This is a genomic window from Sediminicola luteus (assembly GCF_040566555.1).
Taxonomy (GTDB): domain Bacteria; phylum Bacteroidota; class Bacteroidia; order Flavobacteriales; family Flavobacteriaceae; genus Sediminicola.
The window spans coordinates 1-17,882 of sequence record NZ_JBEWYP010000005.1; the positions used below are offsets into that span (position 1 = coordinate 1).

General features: G+C 40.1%; 15 protein-coding genes. 5 read left to right on the forward strand and 10 right to left on the reverse strand.

The genetic code is table 11. The annotated features are described in order from the left end of the window. From ABXZ32_RS09780 to ABXZ32_RS09805, 6 genes are all read right to left on the reverse strand, one after another. Positions 1 to 427: fibronectin type III domain-containing protein (locus ABXZ32_RS09780; protein WP_354618499.1), on the reverse strand; the 427-nt coding region annotated here is incomplete at its 3' end. Positions 428 to 609: 182 nt separating this feature from the next. Further along, positions 610 to 3,099: a T9SS type B sorting domain-containing protein gene (locus tag ABXZ32_RS09785; RefSeq protein WP_354618500.1), complete on the reverse strand. Its 2,490-nt coding sequence runs from the start codon at positions 3,097 to 3,099 to the stop codon at positions 610 to 612. 121 nt (positions 3,100 to 3,220) lie between these two features. After that, entirely contained in the window at positions 3,221 to 4,105 is an 885-nt protein-coding gene (fabD, locus tag ABXZ32_RS09790; protein ID WP_354618501.1) for an ACP S-malonyltransferase, read from the reverse strand. A 261-nt stretch (positions 4,106 to 4,366) separates the two neighbouring features. Continuing rightward, a complete protein-coding gene (locus ABXZ32_RS09795; RefSeq protein WP_354618502.1) occupies positions 4,367 to 4,882 on the reverse strand; it encodes a gamma carbonic anhydrase family protein in 516 nt (171 codons plus the stop codon). A gap of 35 nt (positions 4,883 to 4,917) precedes the next feature. Then, the gene (locus tag ABXZ32_RS09800) at positions 4,918 to 5,649 is read right to left on the reverse strand and encodes a LytR/AlgR family response regulator transcription factor (protein ID WP_354618503.1); all 732 of its coding nucleotides are present in this window, start codon (positions 5,647 to 5,649) and stop codon (positions 4,918 to 4,920) included. Next, entirely contained in the window at positions 5,649 to 7,853 is a 2,205-nt protein-coding gene (locus tag ABXZ32_RS09805; RefSeq protein WP_354618504.1) for a histidine kinase, read from the reverse strand. The genes ABXZ32_RS09800 and ABXZ32_RS09805 overlap by 1 nt, the downstream gene beginning before the upstream one ends. 216 nt (positions 7,854 to 8,069) lie before the next feature. Between ABXZ32_RS09805 and ABXZ32_RS09810 the strand changes: the two genes are divergently transcribed. Continuing rightward, positions 8,070 to 9,248 carry a vWA domain-containing protein gene (locus ABXZ32_RS09810; protein WP_354618505.1) on the forward strand — a complete coding sequence of 393 codons (1,179 nt, stop codon included), beginning with the start codon at positions 8,070 to 8,072 and terminating at the stop codon, positions 9,246 to 9,248. A 46-nt stretch (positions 9,249 to 9,294) separates the two neighbouring features. Here ABXZ32_RS09810 and ABXZ32_RS09815 read toward each other — a convergent pair whose 3' ends face one another. After that, positions 9,295 to 10,284: a PorP/SprF family type IX secretion system membrane protein gene (locus ABXZ32_RS09815; RefSeq protein ID WP_354618506.1), complete on the reverse strand. Its 990-nt coding sequence runs from the start codon at positions 10,282 to 10,284 to the stop codon at positions 9,295 to 9,297. Between the two features lie 123 nt (positions 10,285 to 10,407). On the opposite strand from ABXZ32_RS09815, the gene ABXZ32_RS09820 reads away from it, so the two are divergent. From ABXZ32_RS09820 to ABXZ32_RS09835, 4 genes are all read left to right on the forward strand, one after another. Beyond that, complete coding sequence (locus tag ABXZ32_RS09820) at positions 10,408 to 11,310, forward strand: NifU family protein (protein WP_354618507.1); 903 nt, start codon at positions 10,408 to 10,410, stop codon at positions 11,308 to 11,310. A 79-nt stretch (positions 11,311 to 11,389) separates the two neighbouring features. Next, positions 11,390 to 11,590 (forward strand): dodecin family protein, encoded by a 201-nt coding sequence (locus ABXZ32_RS09825; protein WP_354618508.1) that lies wholly within the window; start codon positions 11,390 to 11,392, stop codon positions 11,588 to 11,590. A 134-nt stretch (positions 11,591 to 11,724) separates the two neighbouring features. Then, positions 11,725 to 13,776 (forward strand): thioredoxin domain-containing protein, encoded by a 2,052-nt coding sequence (locus ABXZ32_RS09830; RefSeq protein ID WP_354618509.1) that lies wholly within the window; start codon positions 11,725 to 11,727, stop codon positions 13,774 to 13,776. Between the two features lie 72 nt (positions 13,777 to 13,848). After that, positions 13,849 to 14,667: a mechanosensitive ion channel family protein gene (locus ABXZ32_RS09835; protein ID WP_354618510.1), complete on the forward strand. Its 819-nt coding sequence runs from the start codon at positions 13,849 to 13,851 to the stop codon at positions 14,665 to 14,667. Here the strand turns inward: ABXZ32_RS09835 and tsaB are convergent. The 3 genes from tsaB to ABXZ32_RS09850 are packed head-to-tail and all read right to left on the reverse strand — an operon-like array spanning position 14,664 to position 17,866. Further along, positions 14,664 to 15,338, reverse strand: a complete 675-nt coding sequence (tsaB, locus tag ABXZ32_RS09840) for a tRNA (adenosine(37)-N6)-threonylcarbamoyltransferase complex dimerization subunit type 1 TsaB (protein ID WP_354618511.1) — start codon at positions 15,336 to 15,338, stop codon at positions 14,664 to 14,666. The genes ABXZ32_RS09835 and tsaB overlap by 4 nt on opposite strands. Before the next feature lie 18 nt (positions 15,339 to 15,356). Beyond that, on the reverse strand, positions 15,357 to 16,706 hold the full coding sequence (locus tag ABXZ32_RS09845; protein ID WP_354618512.1) for a TolC family protein: 1,350 nt from the start codon (positions 16,704 to 16,706) through the stop codon (positions 15,357 to 15,359). A gap of 29 nt (positions 16,707 to 16,735) precedes the next feature. Beyond that, positions 16,736 to 17,866 (reverse strand): efflux RND transporter periplasmic adaptor subunit, encoded by a 1,131-nt coding sequence (locus ABXZ32_RS09850; RefSeq protein WP_354618513.1) that lies wholly within the window; start codon positions 17,864 to 17,866, stop codon positions 16,736 to 16,738. Positions 17,867 to 17,882: the final 16 nt, after the last annotated feature.

The window sequence follows — 17,882 nt, forward strand, 5'->3', positions numbered from 1 at the left end:
TCGCGGCCAGTCCCGTCGGTGCGCTGGGAGGTGTCACATCACCTGTAGTGGTCACATCAAGGGCCACACTCTGAGCAGAGGTGTTAGTTCCGTCCGTGGCCGTCACCGTATATGAATAGGTAGTGTTCGGGGACAGTCCAGTCACATTAAAGGTTGTTGTCGCTCCACCAGTGGTTCCTATACTAATACCGTCCTGGAAGATTTCATAGTTGGTAATAGGTCCTCCTCCAAGATCTGATGAAGCATCCCAAGTTAGTGTGAAACTTGTTGCTGTAATCGCACTTGCCGTTAAATTCGTCGGAACACTCGGAGCCTGCCCATACCCACTAAAGCCAAAAACTAACAAAGACCCCACAAAAAGAAGAGTCTTTAAATGTTTTTCATAACCAACGATGGTAAGAAATTTATATAGTATTTTCAAAATCATAGTTCATAATCTATAAACCCACCTATTTCGAACCACAGTTTAGCTGTAATTAATCGAAAAATAAGGGGCTGTAATATTACGAAAAAAGGAGCCTATAGGCTAACTATCAGGGTTAAATAAACAAATATCAGATAAATGGCCAAATACCATAGAAGGTTTAAATTTTGTAATCCTATTCTTAATTATCTCATGATCTGGATCCACCCCTTTTTTACTTCCGAGCCATCACCTAGATTCATTACGTAAAAATAGGTGCCTTTTGGCAATTGCCCGTTAGTACCCTCGCCTGTCCAAGTATTATCATATCTGGATACCGAAAAGACCTGATTGCCATTTCGGTCGAATATTTCCAGCTTATTGTTGGGATAGTTTTGGACATCATTGATTTTCAACACATCATTGACCCCATCCCCATTGGGTGAAAACTGATTAAAGACAAAACCGGACTCATCTCTGGTGATGGGACCTACCACAACTGTGGCCGTACCCACATTGTTTTCCGCATTCCCATCTGTTGGGGAAGAACTTACCAGAGAGGCTATATTTTGATAGGATCCCTCCTTTGGTACCGTTACCATTATGGTCAGGGTACTTACCTCTTCTGGCGCAATGGCCATTAACTCCCATTTACCGGCTCTTTCATCATAGAATCCGTTGGAAGCCACGTGTGACACATATTGAAAGCCCAAATTCACGTCTATAAGTTCATTGATGATCACATCCGCAACTGCAAATTGACCAAGATTGGTCAAGGTGATGGTAAAAGTTATTTGCTGTCCCACTATTGGGTTGGCATTGTTTACCTCCTTGACAAGCTCAAGGTCCGTTATACATGCTGCTGAAATATTTGGGATACAGGCATCTTCATTGGCAGGATCCAATTGATCTACCACCCCATCGTTATCAGAATCCAAGGTATTGGAATCCAAAGCATCAATTATCCCGTCTCCATCTTCATCCAAGGGATTGTTGAGATCATCGCCTACTTCCACCCCATCATTTATCCCATCCCCATCCGTATCTGGATTATTGGGGTCTGTGCCCAAGGTGTTTTCGCTCACATCAGCAATGCCATCATTATCTGAATCCACGGTACAAGCCGTTACCGAGATGGTAACTGACACCGAGGTATTGGCACATGGGGCCTGCGCCCCTGTAGTGGTATAGGTAAATACATAATTACCATTTTCTTTTCCTTGAAAATTAACGACATTTCCCGCTCCAATTTTAATTGATTTTGAAGGATCTGTCGTGACTGTCCATTTGCCGGCATCTGCGCCAGTAAGGGTATTGTCCAGATCCAAGGTGGTCTGCCCTCCAGAAGTCTGACTGCAAACAGACCTATTTCTTGTTGTTCCTGCATTAGGCTCTTGATTCACCGTTACCGTCACCGGCACCCTTGCAGAGGTACAGTCATTGGCCGAGGCCTGTGCATAAAAGACTCTGGTAACACTTACATTGGCCTTAAAGGTAGGCCCTTCGGCCAATATTGTGGTGCTCATATCAGAGTCGTACCACCTGATAGTAGCATCCTCACTTGCGGTCGCTACCAAATCAACCGTGCCTGCCCCACAGATCGGTTCAGGATTCGTACCAGAGATCTCAGGGGCCTCATTAAGCTCCAGTTCCAAACTGGCCCCTGGGCCATAACAATCATTGGTAGCATCATAGAAAAATCCGAAATAGGTTGCAGCAGTAGTAACAACTGTATTTGTAATCCTCCCGGCAACATTATAGGGATCCGATACCCTACTCCAGACAAGGGAAATCCCTGATGGAATGGCACTAACATACTCGTTCAGATCTTGATTTATATTACCACAAAATACTGTGGCGACGGTAGGATCCAGTTCCGGGGTCGTGTTTTGTATGGAACACACCTCATCGTCCACAATGGTACCGATACCCGTATCATCAGTAATACCCACCAAAACACTGCTCACATTGCTCAAGGTCACCTTGAAAGTTTCCTCTTTTTGCTCCACCACCATATCGTTGAGAATAGGAACTGATATGGTCCTGCGCTGACCACTCTCACCTGTAAAACTCAATGTGCCGCTGGTGGTCGTATAATCCTGACCTGCCATTGCAGTGCCGTTTGATGTAGTGAAATCGAATGTAAAACTTCCGATGGAATTACCCGTTAAGGTGACTGTAAAAATTGCAGGGCCTCCATTCTCGTTCACCACCACATCATCAATGGAAATATTAGATTCCACCACAGTTTCATTGTCCTGATTGGTGACTTGAATCTTACGATCCTCTAATTCGTCATAATCCTCGTCATCAGTATCATCAATACCAATGATGATATTATAGGTAATTGGGCCATCAGGAATAGCATCATCTACCGGTTCAACTTTAACCGTCTGCTTTTTGCTCCAATTTGATCTTTTAAAGGTCAATGATTTTTTGGACACTGTTCCTTCCGTCAAATCTTCAGAAACAATAAACAACTTGACATTATCGTCGGGACGGGAATTTAGCACCACCGTAAACTCAACATCATCGCCTCCTTCTATTGTTGTCAGTGAAGTTGGAGTAATCGTTATCCCCGCCTGCCCATAAGTATTGGAGTAAAGTAAAAACACGGCGCAAATCAGCAGTGATCTTACTATAGATCTACCTGCGACAGGATACGTATTACGGAAGAATGAGTAAATTATCTTCATTTAATGCAATTAAAATTGATTAAATATAAATCACCCAAAAAAAGTCAAAAAAAATGGATTGGGCTAACCTGTATGCATTAAAGAATTAGCTCAATCCATTATATGGTATTATGTAGGTAAATTAGGACAGTTCAGCGGATTTTGTTTCTGCTTCCGGGTGTATTTTTTTGACCAAACCTTGTAATACTTTCCCTGGACCAACCTCTGTAAACAAAGTGGCCCCATCTTGCACCATATGCTGTACACTTTGGGTCCATTTTACTGGCGCGGTCAATTGAGAAATCAAGTTCTTTTTAATTTCGTCGGCATTGTTTACTGCCGTGGTAGGAACATTTTGATAAATAGGACATGTAGGTGTACTGAATTTTGTGTTTTCAATCGCAGCTGCCAATTCTTCCCTTGCAGGCTCCATCAAAGGAGAATGAAAGGCCCCACCTACCGGTAATACCAACGCTCTCCGAGCTCCAGCTTCCTTTAGTTTTTCACAGGCTTCATTAATGGCTTCTACCTCTCCGGAGATCACCAATTGTCCCGGACAGTTATAATTTGCCGGTACAACAATTCCCTGTATCTTAGAACAAACCTCCTCTACAACAGCATCATCCAAACCTAAAACGGCCGCCATGGTACTTGGCTGCAACTCACAGGCTTTTTGCATGGCTAAAGCTCTTTGTGAAACCAATTTTAATCCGTCTTCAAAGGTCAAGACTCCATTGGCCACCAAGGCAGAGAATTCTCCCAAGGAGTGTCCAGCTACCATATCCGGTTTAAAGCTTTCACCCATTACCTTGCTTAAAATAACCGAGTGTAAAAATATTGCCGGCTGGGTTACTTTGGTTTCTTTAAGATCCTCAGGCGTACCCTGGAACATAATATCAGTAATGGAAAATCCCAAAATAGCATTGGCCTTTTCAAAGAGCTCCTGCGCCAATGGATATTTTTCATAAAGATCTAACCCCATTCCAACAAATTGCGCTCCTTGACCGGGAAATATATATGCGTTCATTCTATTTAAGTTTAAGTTGAAACAAAAATAAGATTTTTGAATTAATGAGGCGTATTTGCGCCATGGTTATCCTAATCAAATGTAATTTTCCATCTATGAGCATGTCTTATTATAACACGGCTGGACTCGATATGATCCTCTAAATGGCTAAAAAAAATAATATATCTCGACTGCCCTCGACATGAACTATCCTGAAGCTGGCACTTTCACGCAATTAGTCCTCTACTGCCCTCGTCCTGACATCGTAAAATTTATAAAGGCTTATTCTTCCTTGAACCAACTAGAGTATTTCACATAGGCATTGGCGATCCTATCGACCTCTCCCGAGCTAAGTTCCGGACTGATATCCTTGATTTTTTTTGCCGGCATCCCAGCAAAAATGGTTCCAGCAGGCACATGGGTCCCTTTGGTAAGGACTGCTCCTGCAGCAATAATACTGTTGCTTTCAACCACACAATCATCCATAATGATACTGCCCATACCAATAAGCACATTATCATGAATGGTACACCCATGAACCAAGGCGTTATGCCCAATGGAAACATTGTTCCCAATGGTAGTGGCAGCTTTTAAATAAGTACAGTGAATAACGGCCCCATCCTGGACATTGACCTTGTTGCCCATTTTAATGAAGTTTACATCACCCCTTAAAACAGCATTGAACCATATGCTACATTGACTGCCCATAGTCACGTCCCCAACGATGGTGGCGTTATCTGCGATATAACAATCTTCTCCAATTACAGGTGTTTTTCCATTTACGGTTTTAATGACCATTGTCTATTTATTTGTGTTCAATTACGTTTAACTCTTTACTCAAAATACGATAAAAGCTGCTGTTTTCTTGAGGCCGATACCAATAATTCCTTTCCATTGGATATCACGACACTCCCTCCTTTTCCTTTTTTATATTTGACTACCTCGTTTACATTGACCAGATAGGACTTATGAATTCGGGCAAAAGCAAAATCCGATAGCGCTTCTTCAAAATATTTTAAGGTCTTGCTTACCACCAATCTTTGGTTTTCCAAATAGATTTCCGTGTAATTATCATCTGCCTTGCAATACAATATATCTGACACATTGAGTACCTGAAAACCATCTTGTTGGGGAAGGGTTATTTTTCCATCAACCCTATTTATTACCGGGGTAAGGATTTTATCTTCCAAAGCATTTTCCCGCTCTTTCACCTCAGCTACATAGGCTACCGACTTCACCAACTCATCTATATCAATGGGCTTCATCAAATAGTAGGCCGCATGATGGTTTAGGGCATCCATGGCATACTGGTTATATGCTGTTACAAAAATAGTCTCAAAAGTCCGATCTGGCAATTGATCCAATAAATCAAAGGCATTTCCATAAGGCATTTCTACATCCAGGAACACCATATCGGGGTTATTTTTATTCAACAAAACCAACCCCTCCTTTATGGTGGCTGCTTCCCCCAGGACGCTTACATTCTTACAGTATTTGGCTAGGTAATTCCTCAGGATCTCCCTGCTATTGGCCTCATCTTCTATGATCAATGCTGTTAATCCCATTATTCTCTTTTTAATGTCAATTCTACCTTGGTACCAGTTTCATCCTCAAAAAGGTCAGCTATGGAAACGGTTATCCTATCCTTATACATATCGTTTAAAATGGCGATTCGTTTTTTAATATTCCCCATTCCTTTGGATTGCTGTTTCTTTTGATTGGAGGTTTTTAACTCCCCAGATTTTTTACGACCAATACCATCATCTGAAATAGTGATCAATATCTCATTTTCCTCTTTTTGATGTAGTTCAATTTTTAAAAATCCCTTCTCCTCCTTATAACGAAGACCATGCCAAATGGCATTTTCTATATAGGGCTGAAGCAACATGGGCGGGATTTGAAATTTATCAATCTCTATTTTTTCATCTACATATAAATGGTACTCAAATTTATCTGGAAACCTACTATGCTCCAATTTTACATAGAGCTCCAATAAGTCGAGTTCTTTCGACAAGGGAATAAAATCTTCCTCTGAATTCTCAAGAACTGACCTCATCAACATTGAAAAATCACTCAAAAACCTATTCGCGGCTCGTTCATCATTTTTGGCGATATAATTATTGACAGAATTAAGGGCATTAAAAATAAAATGAGGGTTCATTTGTGAACGCAAAGATTTTAAAGCCAATAAATTATTGGCCAGTTTTTGTTGCTTATTGCTCCTATAAAAGAAAAACACCACCAATCCCATTAATAACAATCCAAAAACCAAGGAATAAATGACCCAAGTCTGCCTTTTATTATTTTCTGCAATCAGCTCTTGCTCGGTTAGGGCAAGGTCATATTTACTTTGCGATAGCTCCCTCTCCTGCTCCAATCCCGATATTCTGCTCTGCTTGGCCGCTATTTCCCGATTAAAACGTGCCGCTCTTGAAATTTCCTGTTCCTTTCTTACGTAGAGCGTATCCACCACGGAAACATATTGCTGGTAGGTTTCCAAGGCTTTGGAATATTCTCCTTTATACTTGTAGACCTCGGATAATTTCCGCGTCGCATCCTTTTGCACTACCAAATCATCCTCGGCATCGGCTTCTTTGATACTTTGTTCCAAGTAGGGAATGGCCTCTGTTAACTTGTCCTGAGCTATGTAAGCATTGGCAATCTTATAATTGATGCGTTGGGTGGTTATTGTATCTGAAGTGGTAGTACCCCTATTTTTTGTCGGCTTGGACTTGGGAATCTTGTTCAATTCGTCCAAGCTTTTTTTCCTCAATTCAATTTCTGCCGAATATTGACTTTTTTGATTATAAAAATCGGCTACTTTCTCTTTTTCCTGTACGGCACGCTGGGGCGCTTGTTTACTGGCCAGTTCCAAAGAACTATCGTAAAACTCTGCAGCCCGTTCCATTTTATTATCTCGGGCATAGGCATTCCCAATCTTGGAATTAAGATCGGTCATCTTGGGTGTAATCAAGTTCCTTTTGGCCAACTCCAATCCCAAATTATAATTCGCCAAGGCCTCTTTGTTTTTCCCAAGACCCATATTGGCATCCCCTAAACTTTCATATATCTCCACTTTTTGATAAGGGATGGTCGTTGCGTCTTTGCTTAGGGAGTTAAAAATGACTTCGGCCTTTTTGTACTCCTTATTCATGAGATAGGCCTTCCCCAATAAGATTTCTGTTTTCACTGATTTCTTGTTCCGCAGTGCATCCAGATAGTTGGCGATCGCCAAATCATATTGCTTATGGTAATGGTATATTTCTCCCAGGGTACTCAAGGATGCTGCCATTTGACCCTTATCACCCCTATTTCCCAATTGCAAAATGGATTTTGTTATAAAATCCAAACTCTTTTCAATATTCGATTTCTTGTAGCGGAGTGCAGAATCCAATAACATCTGATGGGAAATCTTAGATCCCAAATCATCCCTATCCTCAAGACTCCCCTTTTTATTCACTTCATAACCTTCCACCAAGACCTTTACGTCCTCTTGATTTTTAATAGTATAATAAACGGTCTGGAAATCCGGACTTTCAATCTGCAAGCGATCCCCAACAACCACATTTATTCTGAATTCGCCAAGTCCATTGGTAGTGGTATAGCTCCCTCTTTGATTGGAAACGCCCACCCCACTTAAAGGAGCATTATTTTCCTTACCTACTACAGACCCCTTTAATTCAAAAGCACCCTCCCTTTGCTTTACCTGGGATGTGACCGCGGTAAAACTAAAAAGAAGAAGGACTAAAAAATATTTTGTTCTGGGCATGAGGACTATTGAATGCGTTAAACTTAACTGATTTAAATGATATTAAAAAATGTGAAAATCACGATGTATTCGATGTTCAATCCAAATTTTGCCCCTTCACACAATCAAAGTTTAAGTTCACTCATTGGAATAGCAGCTTCACTCATTATCGGTTTTATTTATAAAAAGATGGATTTAGATTTAAGGGTAATTCATTATTAATTAAAACCAAGAAGTATGAAAAATTTAATACTATTTCTAAGTATAGGTTTCCTTATCTTAAGTATGGGAGAAGCTTTTGGAGCTACCAATGAAGGAAACAACAGTGATGCTCCCTTTGGCTATAAGGTAGAAGCAAAACAATCGGCATTCAAATCCAAGCCTACTGTAAAGATTGCGCTCTTATTGGACACCAGTAATAGTATGGATGGTCTAATCAATCAGGCCAAAGCGCAATTATGGGATGTAGTCAACAAATTTGGGTATGTTAAATGCGGTAATGACACTAGGCCCCAATTACAAATAGCGATTTATGAGTATGGCAATGACAACCTTTCTTCTCGTGAAGGATACATAAGACAGGTAATAGGTTTCAGCAGTGATCTGGATGAGATCTCTGAAAAACTCTTCTCTTTGACAACCGATGGCGGGGAGGAATATTGCGGACAGGTCATACAGACTTCTTTGAAACAATTGGACTGGGGTAAAAATGAGGACGACCTAAAACTGATCTTTATCGCCGGGAATGAACCATTTTCTCAGGGCAAATTAAATTATTGGGACGCTGCTGCCAATGCCAAAGAAAAGGACATTGTTGTCAACACCATCTTCTGTGGAAATTATGAGCTGGGGATCTCCACAAAATGGAAGCATGGCGCCATATTGACTGGAGGGGAATATATGGCCATAGACCATAATAGAAAAGTAGTACATATAGTTACTCCTTACGATGATGTGATCTTACAATTGAATGTCCGACTCAATAGGACCTACATTTCCTATGGTGCCATGGGTGCCACAAAAATGGCGATGCAAAGCACACAAGACCAAAATGCGGAAGCCATGGAGGAGGCGGTAATGGTAAAGAGGGCAGTAAGCAAGAGTTCCAGATTATACAGCAATTCTGAATGGGATTTAGTGGATGCCTCTAAAAAAAGAGACTTTGACGTTTCCAAAGTTGAGAAAGAGCAATTGCCACAGGAATTAAAAAATAAATCTGATAAGGAGATCACCCAATTTATCAATTCCAAAAAAGAAGAAAGGGAGAAAATCCAAAAAGAGATACAGGAACTGAATAGTAAGCGTGAAGCCTATTTGGCAAAAAACCAAAAGGACAGCTCTAAAGGGGAATTGGAAAATGCATTATTATCAGCGATCCAAAAACAGGCCTTGAAGAAAAATTATACCTGGGAATAAAATAGAATTCAAGCTTATTGTGTTTATGCGATAAGCTTGTTTTTTTTTAATTGACGGCAGGACATTTACAATCGTACCTTTTTTCAGTTTGACCAAAGTCGTACCCCAAGGTAATCTGGTGGAAACCACCATTGTCAAACCTAATATCACCCATCTGATAGGAATAGTTATAGGATACCAAAAACTGACCTATATTGGCGCCCACTATTGGGGTCACCAATTGTAAGCGTTGTTCTCCAAAGCTACCGTTGGTCTGAAATTGTGCCCCATCAAAACTTCTTCTATAGGAGAGTCCGCCCCAAATCGTACCAAAAGGAACGCTTTTATATACCTTGGCGTTGATATCAATTGTTTTTTCTTTCGTGAAATCTGTCATCTGAAATAACATGGACGGCTCCAATTGTATTTCACCTTTTCCAAAGACATAACCTACAGAAAACAAATATCTCCTAAGGTTATCAAACTCGTTTGCAGTGTACAGATCGCGTCCACTTCCCAAGGCATTCAATACTGCCGTATGCGCATAGAATTCCAAAAAATTATATGAAAAACCAAAATCCACATTAAAATAGGCCGCCGTATTTTTAACTCCGGTAATCACCGGATCAGGAACAATGGACCTAAATTCAGTTTCATCAAGGCTGCTAAGAATTACACCTACACTTGCTCCAAAGGATAATTGATTTAGAAAACGCTCATCCCCACCTAATTTCAGGTGATGGGCATAAGTTCCTTTAAAACCTGTTTGGGAATGGTAGCCATTGGAATCGTTAAAAAGAATTCCGCCCAAACCACTATTTTCACCAACCCTAAAATTGGCATTAAAAGTCTGAAGACTGGGAGCTTCCTCTACATTGAACCATTGTTTTCTGGCCGTTAGCCTTATTTTACCACCATCACTAATACCCGCCATAGATGGGTATACCAAATAATAATTATCCGCTAGGTAATCAAAGTAAACTGGAATACCTTCCTGTGCCACGGCTGGCGTACTAAGCGCAAATGAAGCCATTAAAGCCAAAAGAAGTTTTTTCATCTAGAATATGGGGTAAAATATTTAAAACCGTTCAAATATAAAATATAACGGATGAAATACTACATTAGTATAAAGTGGGTTAAATAGGAATTCCTTCGTACTTTTGCATAAAATATTTTTGCCATGAAAGAATACACAATCACCATATACGAAACTACCAATCCACATATACTAAAATTTGAGACTAATCATTTCATAACCAAGAACAACAATTACGAGTTCAAGGATATTGATCAGGCCAAGAATTCACCATTGGCACAACAACTTTTCTACCTGCCATTTGTAAAAACTGTTTATATCTCCGGTAATTTTATTGCTTTGGAACGATATGATATTGTACAATGGTCCGATGTCAGGGATGAAGTGGCGCAACAAATTGTGGAATATCTTAACAGTGGTGCACCTATTGTTCATGAAGAGCAGGACGAAAAGAAGGTACCCGCCACGGTTTACGCAGAAAACACACCAAATCCGGCAGCCATGCGCTTTGTGGCCAATAAATTGTTGGTTCCTACTGCTTTTGAATTTAAAAATATTGACGAAGCCAGGGATTCAGCTTTGGCAACAGAACTATTTAAATTTCCTTTTGTCAAAGAAGTCTTCTTTGACGAAAACTATGTATCCGTCACCAAATATGAAGTTGCCGATTGGAATGATATCACCCTGGAAATAAGGGAATATATAAGAAATTTCATTGCCGATGGCAAAGAAGTGGTCTCTGCCAATAGTGTTGCCAAGCAAAAGGCAGAAGCGCCGTCGAGTCAAGTACATTTAGATAGCTTGGACGACACTTCAAAAAAAATAATTGACATTTTAGAAGAATATGTAAAGCCCGCAGTAGCCAGTGATGGTGGTAATATCCTTTTCAAATCGTATGATGAGAAAACCAAAACTGTAAACGTTGTTCTTCAGGGAGCATGTAGCGGCTGCCCTTCCTCTACCTTTACTTTAAAGAATGGTATAGAGAACATGTTAAAAAACATGATGGGAGATAAGATCAACCAAGTTGTTGCCCTAAACGGTTAATTTGTTGCACTATATGAATAATTCATAGTGATTTTAAGGGAAATTTTCTATTTTTAAGAGAACTCTAAAATTATATACTATGTCAGTTTTAAAAGTGATCGAAATATTGGCTAATTCCAATAAAAGTTGGGAAGATGCAGCAAAGAATGCCGTAAGTGAAGCCTCAAAATCTGTGAAAAACATCCGTTCTGTTTATATCAATGAACAGAGTGCTACAGTAAAAGACGGGAAAATGGATAATTATCGCGTTAACGTCAAAATTACATTTGAAGTTGGATAAATTTCCAATAATAATTGAATTAAAGCGCCTCTTAAGGGCGCTTTTTTTATGTCCATTAAAGCCCTCTTTTGTACCTTCATACAATAGAACTTAATTATAATTCCTTTTTTTCTCATTTTATAGAAACATAGAGCATGACCCATAAACACACCAATAACCTAATTCACGAGAGCAGCCCCTATTTATTGCAGCATGCCCACAATCCGGTACATTGGGAAGCCTGGAGCCAAGAACTCATGGCACGGGCAAAAAAGGAAAACAAATTGGTATTGGTAAGTATAGGATATGCCGCATGCCATTGGTGCCATGTCATGGAACACGAATGTTTCGAGGATGAAACTGTGGCCGGGGTAATGAATGAGCATTTTATTTGCATTAAGATAGACAGGGAAGAACGCCCGGATATAGACCATATTTATATGGATGCCCTGCAAATGATGACCGGAAGTGGTGGATGGCCGTTAAATGTTGTCACCCTTCCAGATGGAAAACCCTTTTGGGGTGCCACCTATGTGAAAAAACAAGACTGGATGACCGTGCTGCAGCAACTTGCTGACTTGTATAAAAACGAGCAAAAAAAGGTCATAGAATATGCCGAGAATTTGGCCGAAGGAATCCGCACCATCAACCTGGTTGAAAAAAAAGAAGGGGCTCCCGTTTTTTCAATGGCACAATTGGATGAGGCCATAGTACAATGGTCCTCCTATTTTGATACTTTTTTAGGGGGACATAAACGTGCCCCTAAATTTATGATGCCGTGTAACATAGATTTTCTTTTGCATTATGCCACAATAAGAAATGACCAGGCCATTAAGGACTACGTGAACGTAACTCTGACACGCATGGCAAATGGTGGAATTTTTGATCATGTAGGAGGTGGATTTTCCAGATATGCCGTGGATACCAAATGGCATGTGCCTCATTTTGAAAAAATGTTATATGACAACGGGCAAATGGTAAGTTTATATGCCAAAGCATTTGCAGCTACAAAAAACAACCTCTATAAAAAGACGGTAGAGGAAACGATAAGCTTCGTGACTGAAGAACTTATGGCCCCGAACCATGGATTCTACTCATCCTTGGATGCCGATAGTTTAAACACTGAAAACAAGTTGGAGGAAGGTGCTTACTATGTTTGGACGGTTAGTGAATTAGAGAATTTGTTAGGGGACGACTTTAAAATCTTTAAGGATTATTACAACATAAACGACTATGGGCATTGGGAGCATGGCAACTATGTCCTAATTAAGGATGTACCTGACCTGGAAATTGCGGCCAGGCATTCATTGACCATTGAGGAATTAAATGCAACCATTGAAGCATGTAAGGTTATTTTAAAAAATGAAAGGGATAAAAGAAACCGACCCAGATTGGATGACAAGATCCTGACCTCATGGAACGGCCTGATGCTAAAAGGATTGGTAGATGCGTATAGGTATCTTCAAAACGATGCTTATTTGGATTTGGCAGTTAAGAATGCCAATTTCATTCTGAATCATTTAACCACTGAGGAAGGCGGGCTATTTCACAACCATAAAAATGGAACAAGTTCCATCAACGGATTCCTCGAAGATTACGCATCGGTAATAGATGCACTTTTTGCACTTTATGAGGTTACATTTGATGAGAATTGGCTCTTAAAAGCAAAAGAACTTTTGGACTTTTGTATCACTAATTTTTATGATGAAGGAAGTGCGCTCTTCTTTTTCACCGCAAAAAGTGATGCCTTTGTAATTAGAAGAACCTTAGAAGTTGCTGACAACGTCATCCCGGCATCTAATAGTATTATGGCGCATTGTTTGTTTAAAATCGGGAAACTCTTTCCCAAGGAAGGCTATGATGATCTTGCACAGCAAATGCTCTTAAACGTCCAAGAGAATTTTACCAAAAATGCCCAGGGCTATGCCAATTGGCTTCATTTGGTCCTCTATTACCAACAGAACTTTTATGAAATCGCTATTGTAGGCAATGAATCGGGGGTAAAAGCAAAAGAATTAAATGCCCATTATTTGCCTCAGACTCTCGTGGCAGGAAGCAATAAACCAACAAACGACCTCCTATTATTACAAAATAGATTTGTGGAACAAGCCACACCAATTTATATCTGCCAAGATGGGAGTTGTAAATTACCAGTCAATACCATTGAAGAAACTTTGTTACAGGTGAGCACTATTAGCGAGGATTAACAGTACTTTAAGCCCATAAACTTGATAGGCGGTCCTATTTTTTGTTTTTTTGTTAAAATTTTAGAAAAGTATATGATAGAAATAGAGAAAGTTGAAAAATACGTAGGCGATTTGACCCAATGGGCCATTGAATTCTTACCTAATATAATAGCTGCAGTGCTGATCCTTTTTATAGGACTCTGGGTAGTTAAAATGATTAACAAATTGGTCCGCAAGTTCTTTGAAAGACAAGAGTTTGATTTGGCCCTGGAGCACTTCCTACAAAGCTTTATCAGCATAGCCTTAAAATTCCTATTGTTTGTATTGGTGATCACACAATTGGGGGTACAATCATCTTCTTTGGTAGCCATTGTGGGTGCGGCCGGACTTGCTGTTGGTTTGGCACTTCAAGGCTCTTTGGCGAATTTCGCCGGCGGGGTACTGATACTGATCTTTAAACCTTTTAAAGTAGGAGATTTCATTTCTGCCCAAGGTGTGGATGGTACGGTTACGGAAATTTCTATTTTCACCACAAAACTGAGCACCTTTGGAAATCAGACTGCCATTATTCCCAATGGACAATTATCCAATAACAACATTATCAATTACAATGCTCAGGACACTAGGCGGGACAAGATCACCATGGGGATAGGATATGGTTCCAATATTAAAGAAGCCAAAGAAATATTGCTTAAAATCTGTGCAGAAAATGAAAAGATCCTTAAGGATCCAGCCCCAGTGGTTTATGTAGATGCTTTGGCGGACAGTTCCGTAAACCTTTCACTCCGTTTTTGGGCGAACAATCCAGATTTCTGGGAGGCGCACTTTCATGTAATGGAAGAAACCAAATATAGATTTGATGCAGCAGGGATTGAAATTCCATTCCCACAAAGGGTTATACACCAGGCCTAGGCCTTTTTCTTCTGCAAAACAAAATCCTTTAAATAATACGGTTCGAAGTAGGCGACATTTTCAAAGTCGTTTGCTTCGAATTTTTTTTGGGACAATTGCGCCATCTCCCGAGCAGAAGGAACAACTGTTGTATCCAATACAATATTGGGGTGATTTAAGACTCCCTTGCACTTCTCCGCTCCACTGCCCATGATATGAACGGTGTGGGTGTCTGTATATTCCTTAAATGAGTCCTCATTGATGATTTCAGCTTCTGTAGCCCTTATCTCCTTCAAATCCCGGCTATAAACAGCGGAATAAACCTCCATTCTTCGGGCGTCTAGAACGGGAATGATCAGGTGACCCTCTGGCACAACAAGCTGATGGGCCATACTCTCTAGAGTTGGGATGGAAATAAGCGGGACGTCCAAAGAAAAACAAAGCCCTTTAGCTGCCGAAACACCAATACGCAGTCCGGTATAAGACCCAGGACCTTTGCTTACAGCTACGGCATCTATATCTTGCAATGAAAAGGAAGCCTCTTTCAAGACTTCCATTATAAAATTATGTAATTGTTCCGCATGCGAATAATTGGCACTGTCATATTCTTTGATGGAAATTACCTTCCCATCTTTTGCCAAACATACCGAACAATTTGTTGTAGCGGTTTCTAAATTTAATATCAAAGCCATAATGGCTACAAATATACTTTAGTTTACGGTTATAGGAATACCAAAATAAAACTCTAATACCTTCAATCTAAAAATATAGTCATATTTTGTACGTATCAAATCAGCCTCGGCATTATCTACCCTAGCTTGTGACTGGCTAAAATCGAAGGCATTCATCAATCCTACTTCAAAACGCTCCCTTGTATACTCATAAGCAGTTCTTCTCGCCTCTAAGCTCTTTTGAGCCGCTTCATAGGACTTGTAAGAATTTTTGACATCGGCATATGCTTGGTTCACGTTGGCTTCCAAAGCCAATTTATCCTGCTCTAACTGAATCCTTGATCTGTCAACATTAATTTCTGACCTCTTGATATTATTTTTTACACTAAAGCCATTGAATATGGGAATGCTTAACTGGGCACCATAGGAGATACCATCGTTCATCCATAATTGATCCCCAAAACTTGTGGTCATAAACGTATTGGTATTGGGATCAAATGTCGGCTGATCCGAGTATCTGGTATTGTAATTAAAAAATCCTCTTAACGTGGGATAAAGTGCACCCTTGGCAATGTCCAAATCTTTCTCCGCAACATCTACATTAGATTCTGATAATTTAATATCGTTTCTGAATGTAAGAGCCTTATCAAAAATAGTCTTGGGCGAATTGTCCAATATATTAGATGGGGGCACCATAAATTCTTGGTCTACTATATCAAAATTATCGTAATCCGTGATTTGAAGCAATTGGGCCAGATTGATACGGGAAATAAACACAAGGTTCTCCGCATTTACAATTTGTTGCTCCTGAGTAGCAGCAGTGGCTTCTACCTCCAATAAATCGCCTTTTGGCACTACGCCCGAGTCTACCAATTCTTTGGTACGTTTTAAATCCTGTTCCGTAACGGCATACTGTGCCCTAAAAACAATAAGGGATTCCTTGTTCAATAATATTTGCAAGTATCCATTGGCTACAGCCAATCCAATATCGTCCTTTAAATCTTCCAATCTATACTGACTGGCCAGTGCCGCAAGCTTGGCACGGTTCAATCTATGGATGTTTCTTAGGCCGTCAAAAAGAACTGCGGAAGATGACAATCCACCAGACGCCGTAACAATGGTTGTAGTTACGGGCTGATTGTTGGTTGGGTCAAAGGATAATCCAGTATTTCCCGATAAGGTGGAAGAGGCACTTAAACTTGGAAGAAAACCTCCAATGGCATCCGATTTATCAAGCTTTATACTTTCCAAATCCAGTTCAAACTGCTCAATACTCAAGTTATTCTCGTAGGCGTAATCGACACACTCTTGTAATGTCCATTTCTTCATTTGTGCCGTAACCGATCCTATTGAAAAAAGAACCAAAACTATTATAAACTTAATTTTCATTGGTAACTGTTTTTGATGATTGAACTAGTTTAGTTTTTTTCTTCGTCTTCCTCAGTTCCCTTCTTAATAGGCTCTGTCTTGTTCCAAATCTTCACTTTGTCATCCTTGGTAAGTCCTTCTAAAATTTCAACATTGACTCCGTCCGAAATTCCGATTTTAACCTCCCTACGCTCAAATTTCTGGTCGCCAATTAAGACTTCCACATAAGGCTCATCCGTTGTTTTGTCAAATTGCAACAAAGCCTCCGGAATCACCATAACACTGTCTTTTTTCTCCAAAACAAGGGAGGCATTGGCACTATAACCGGCACGAATTAAAAACTCTTCCTCAACCGTCACATCCCCTTCAATCTTAAATTGAACTGCTCCTGATTCTTCCACACCTTTTGGTGCAATAAACCTAAGTTTGGCATCAAATTCCTTATCATTGATGGCGCCCAAACTAATCTTTAAAGGCATCCCCAATTGTAACTTTCCAACTTCCCCTTCATCTACCTTTCCTTCAAAGATCATAATACTTAAATCCGCAATGGTGGCAATGGTGGTTCCATCATTGAAATTGTTACTTTGGATCACTTGATCCCCTTCCTTTACAGGGATCTCCAATATAGTTCCCGATACAAGAGCCCTAATATTTGTATTAGCGGTTGCAGAGCCTCCTGCAGAGCCTACACGAATGATCTGATAATCGGATTGTGCATTTTGCAATTCCAATTTAGCTTGGTCATACCGAAGTTGTTGTGAATTAAAATCCTGACTGGAAACAACTCCTTTATCAAATAGTATTTTATTTCTGTCGAATTCAATTTTGGTGTTATTCAATGCAATTTCGGCATTCCTTACCCGCCCCTTGGCTTGGTTTAAAGATTGCTCATTGGGCACCACCTTAATTTTTGCGATCAAATCCCCTGCCTTCACTTTAGCACCTTCCTTTAGATATATCTTATCTATAATACCTGAAACCTGAGGTTTAATCTGCACCTCATCCTCTGGCACTACCTTCCCCGTCGCCACAGTTTTCTTTTCTATATTGGCGGTAAAAGGATTTTTTGTTTCGTATGTAATGGCAGATTTGCTATTCGTTTTTACGAAAAATGCTGCAGCCCATAATGCTCCCAACACTACGACACCTATCAATACGTATTTTAGAATTTTGTTCATTTTGATCGTCTTTATT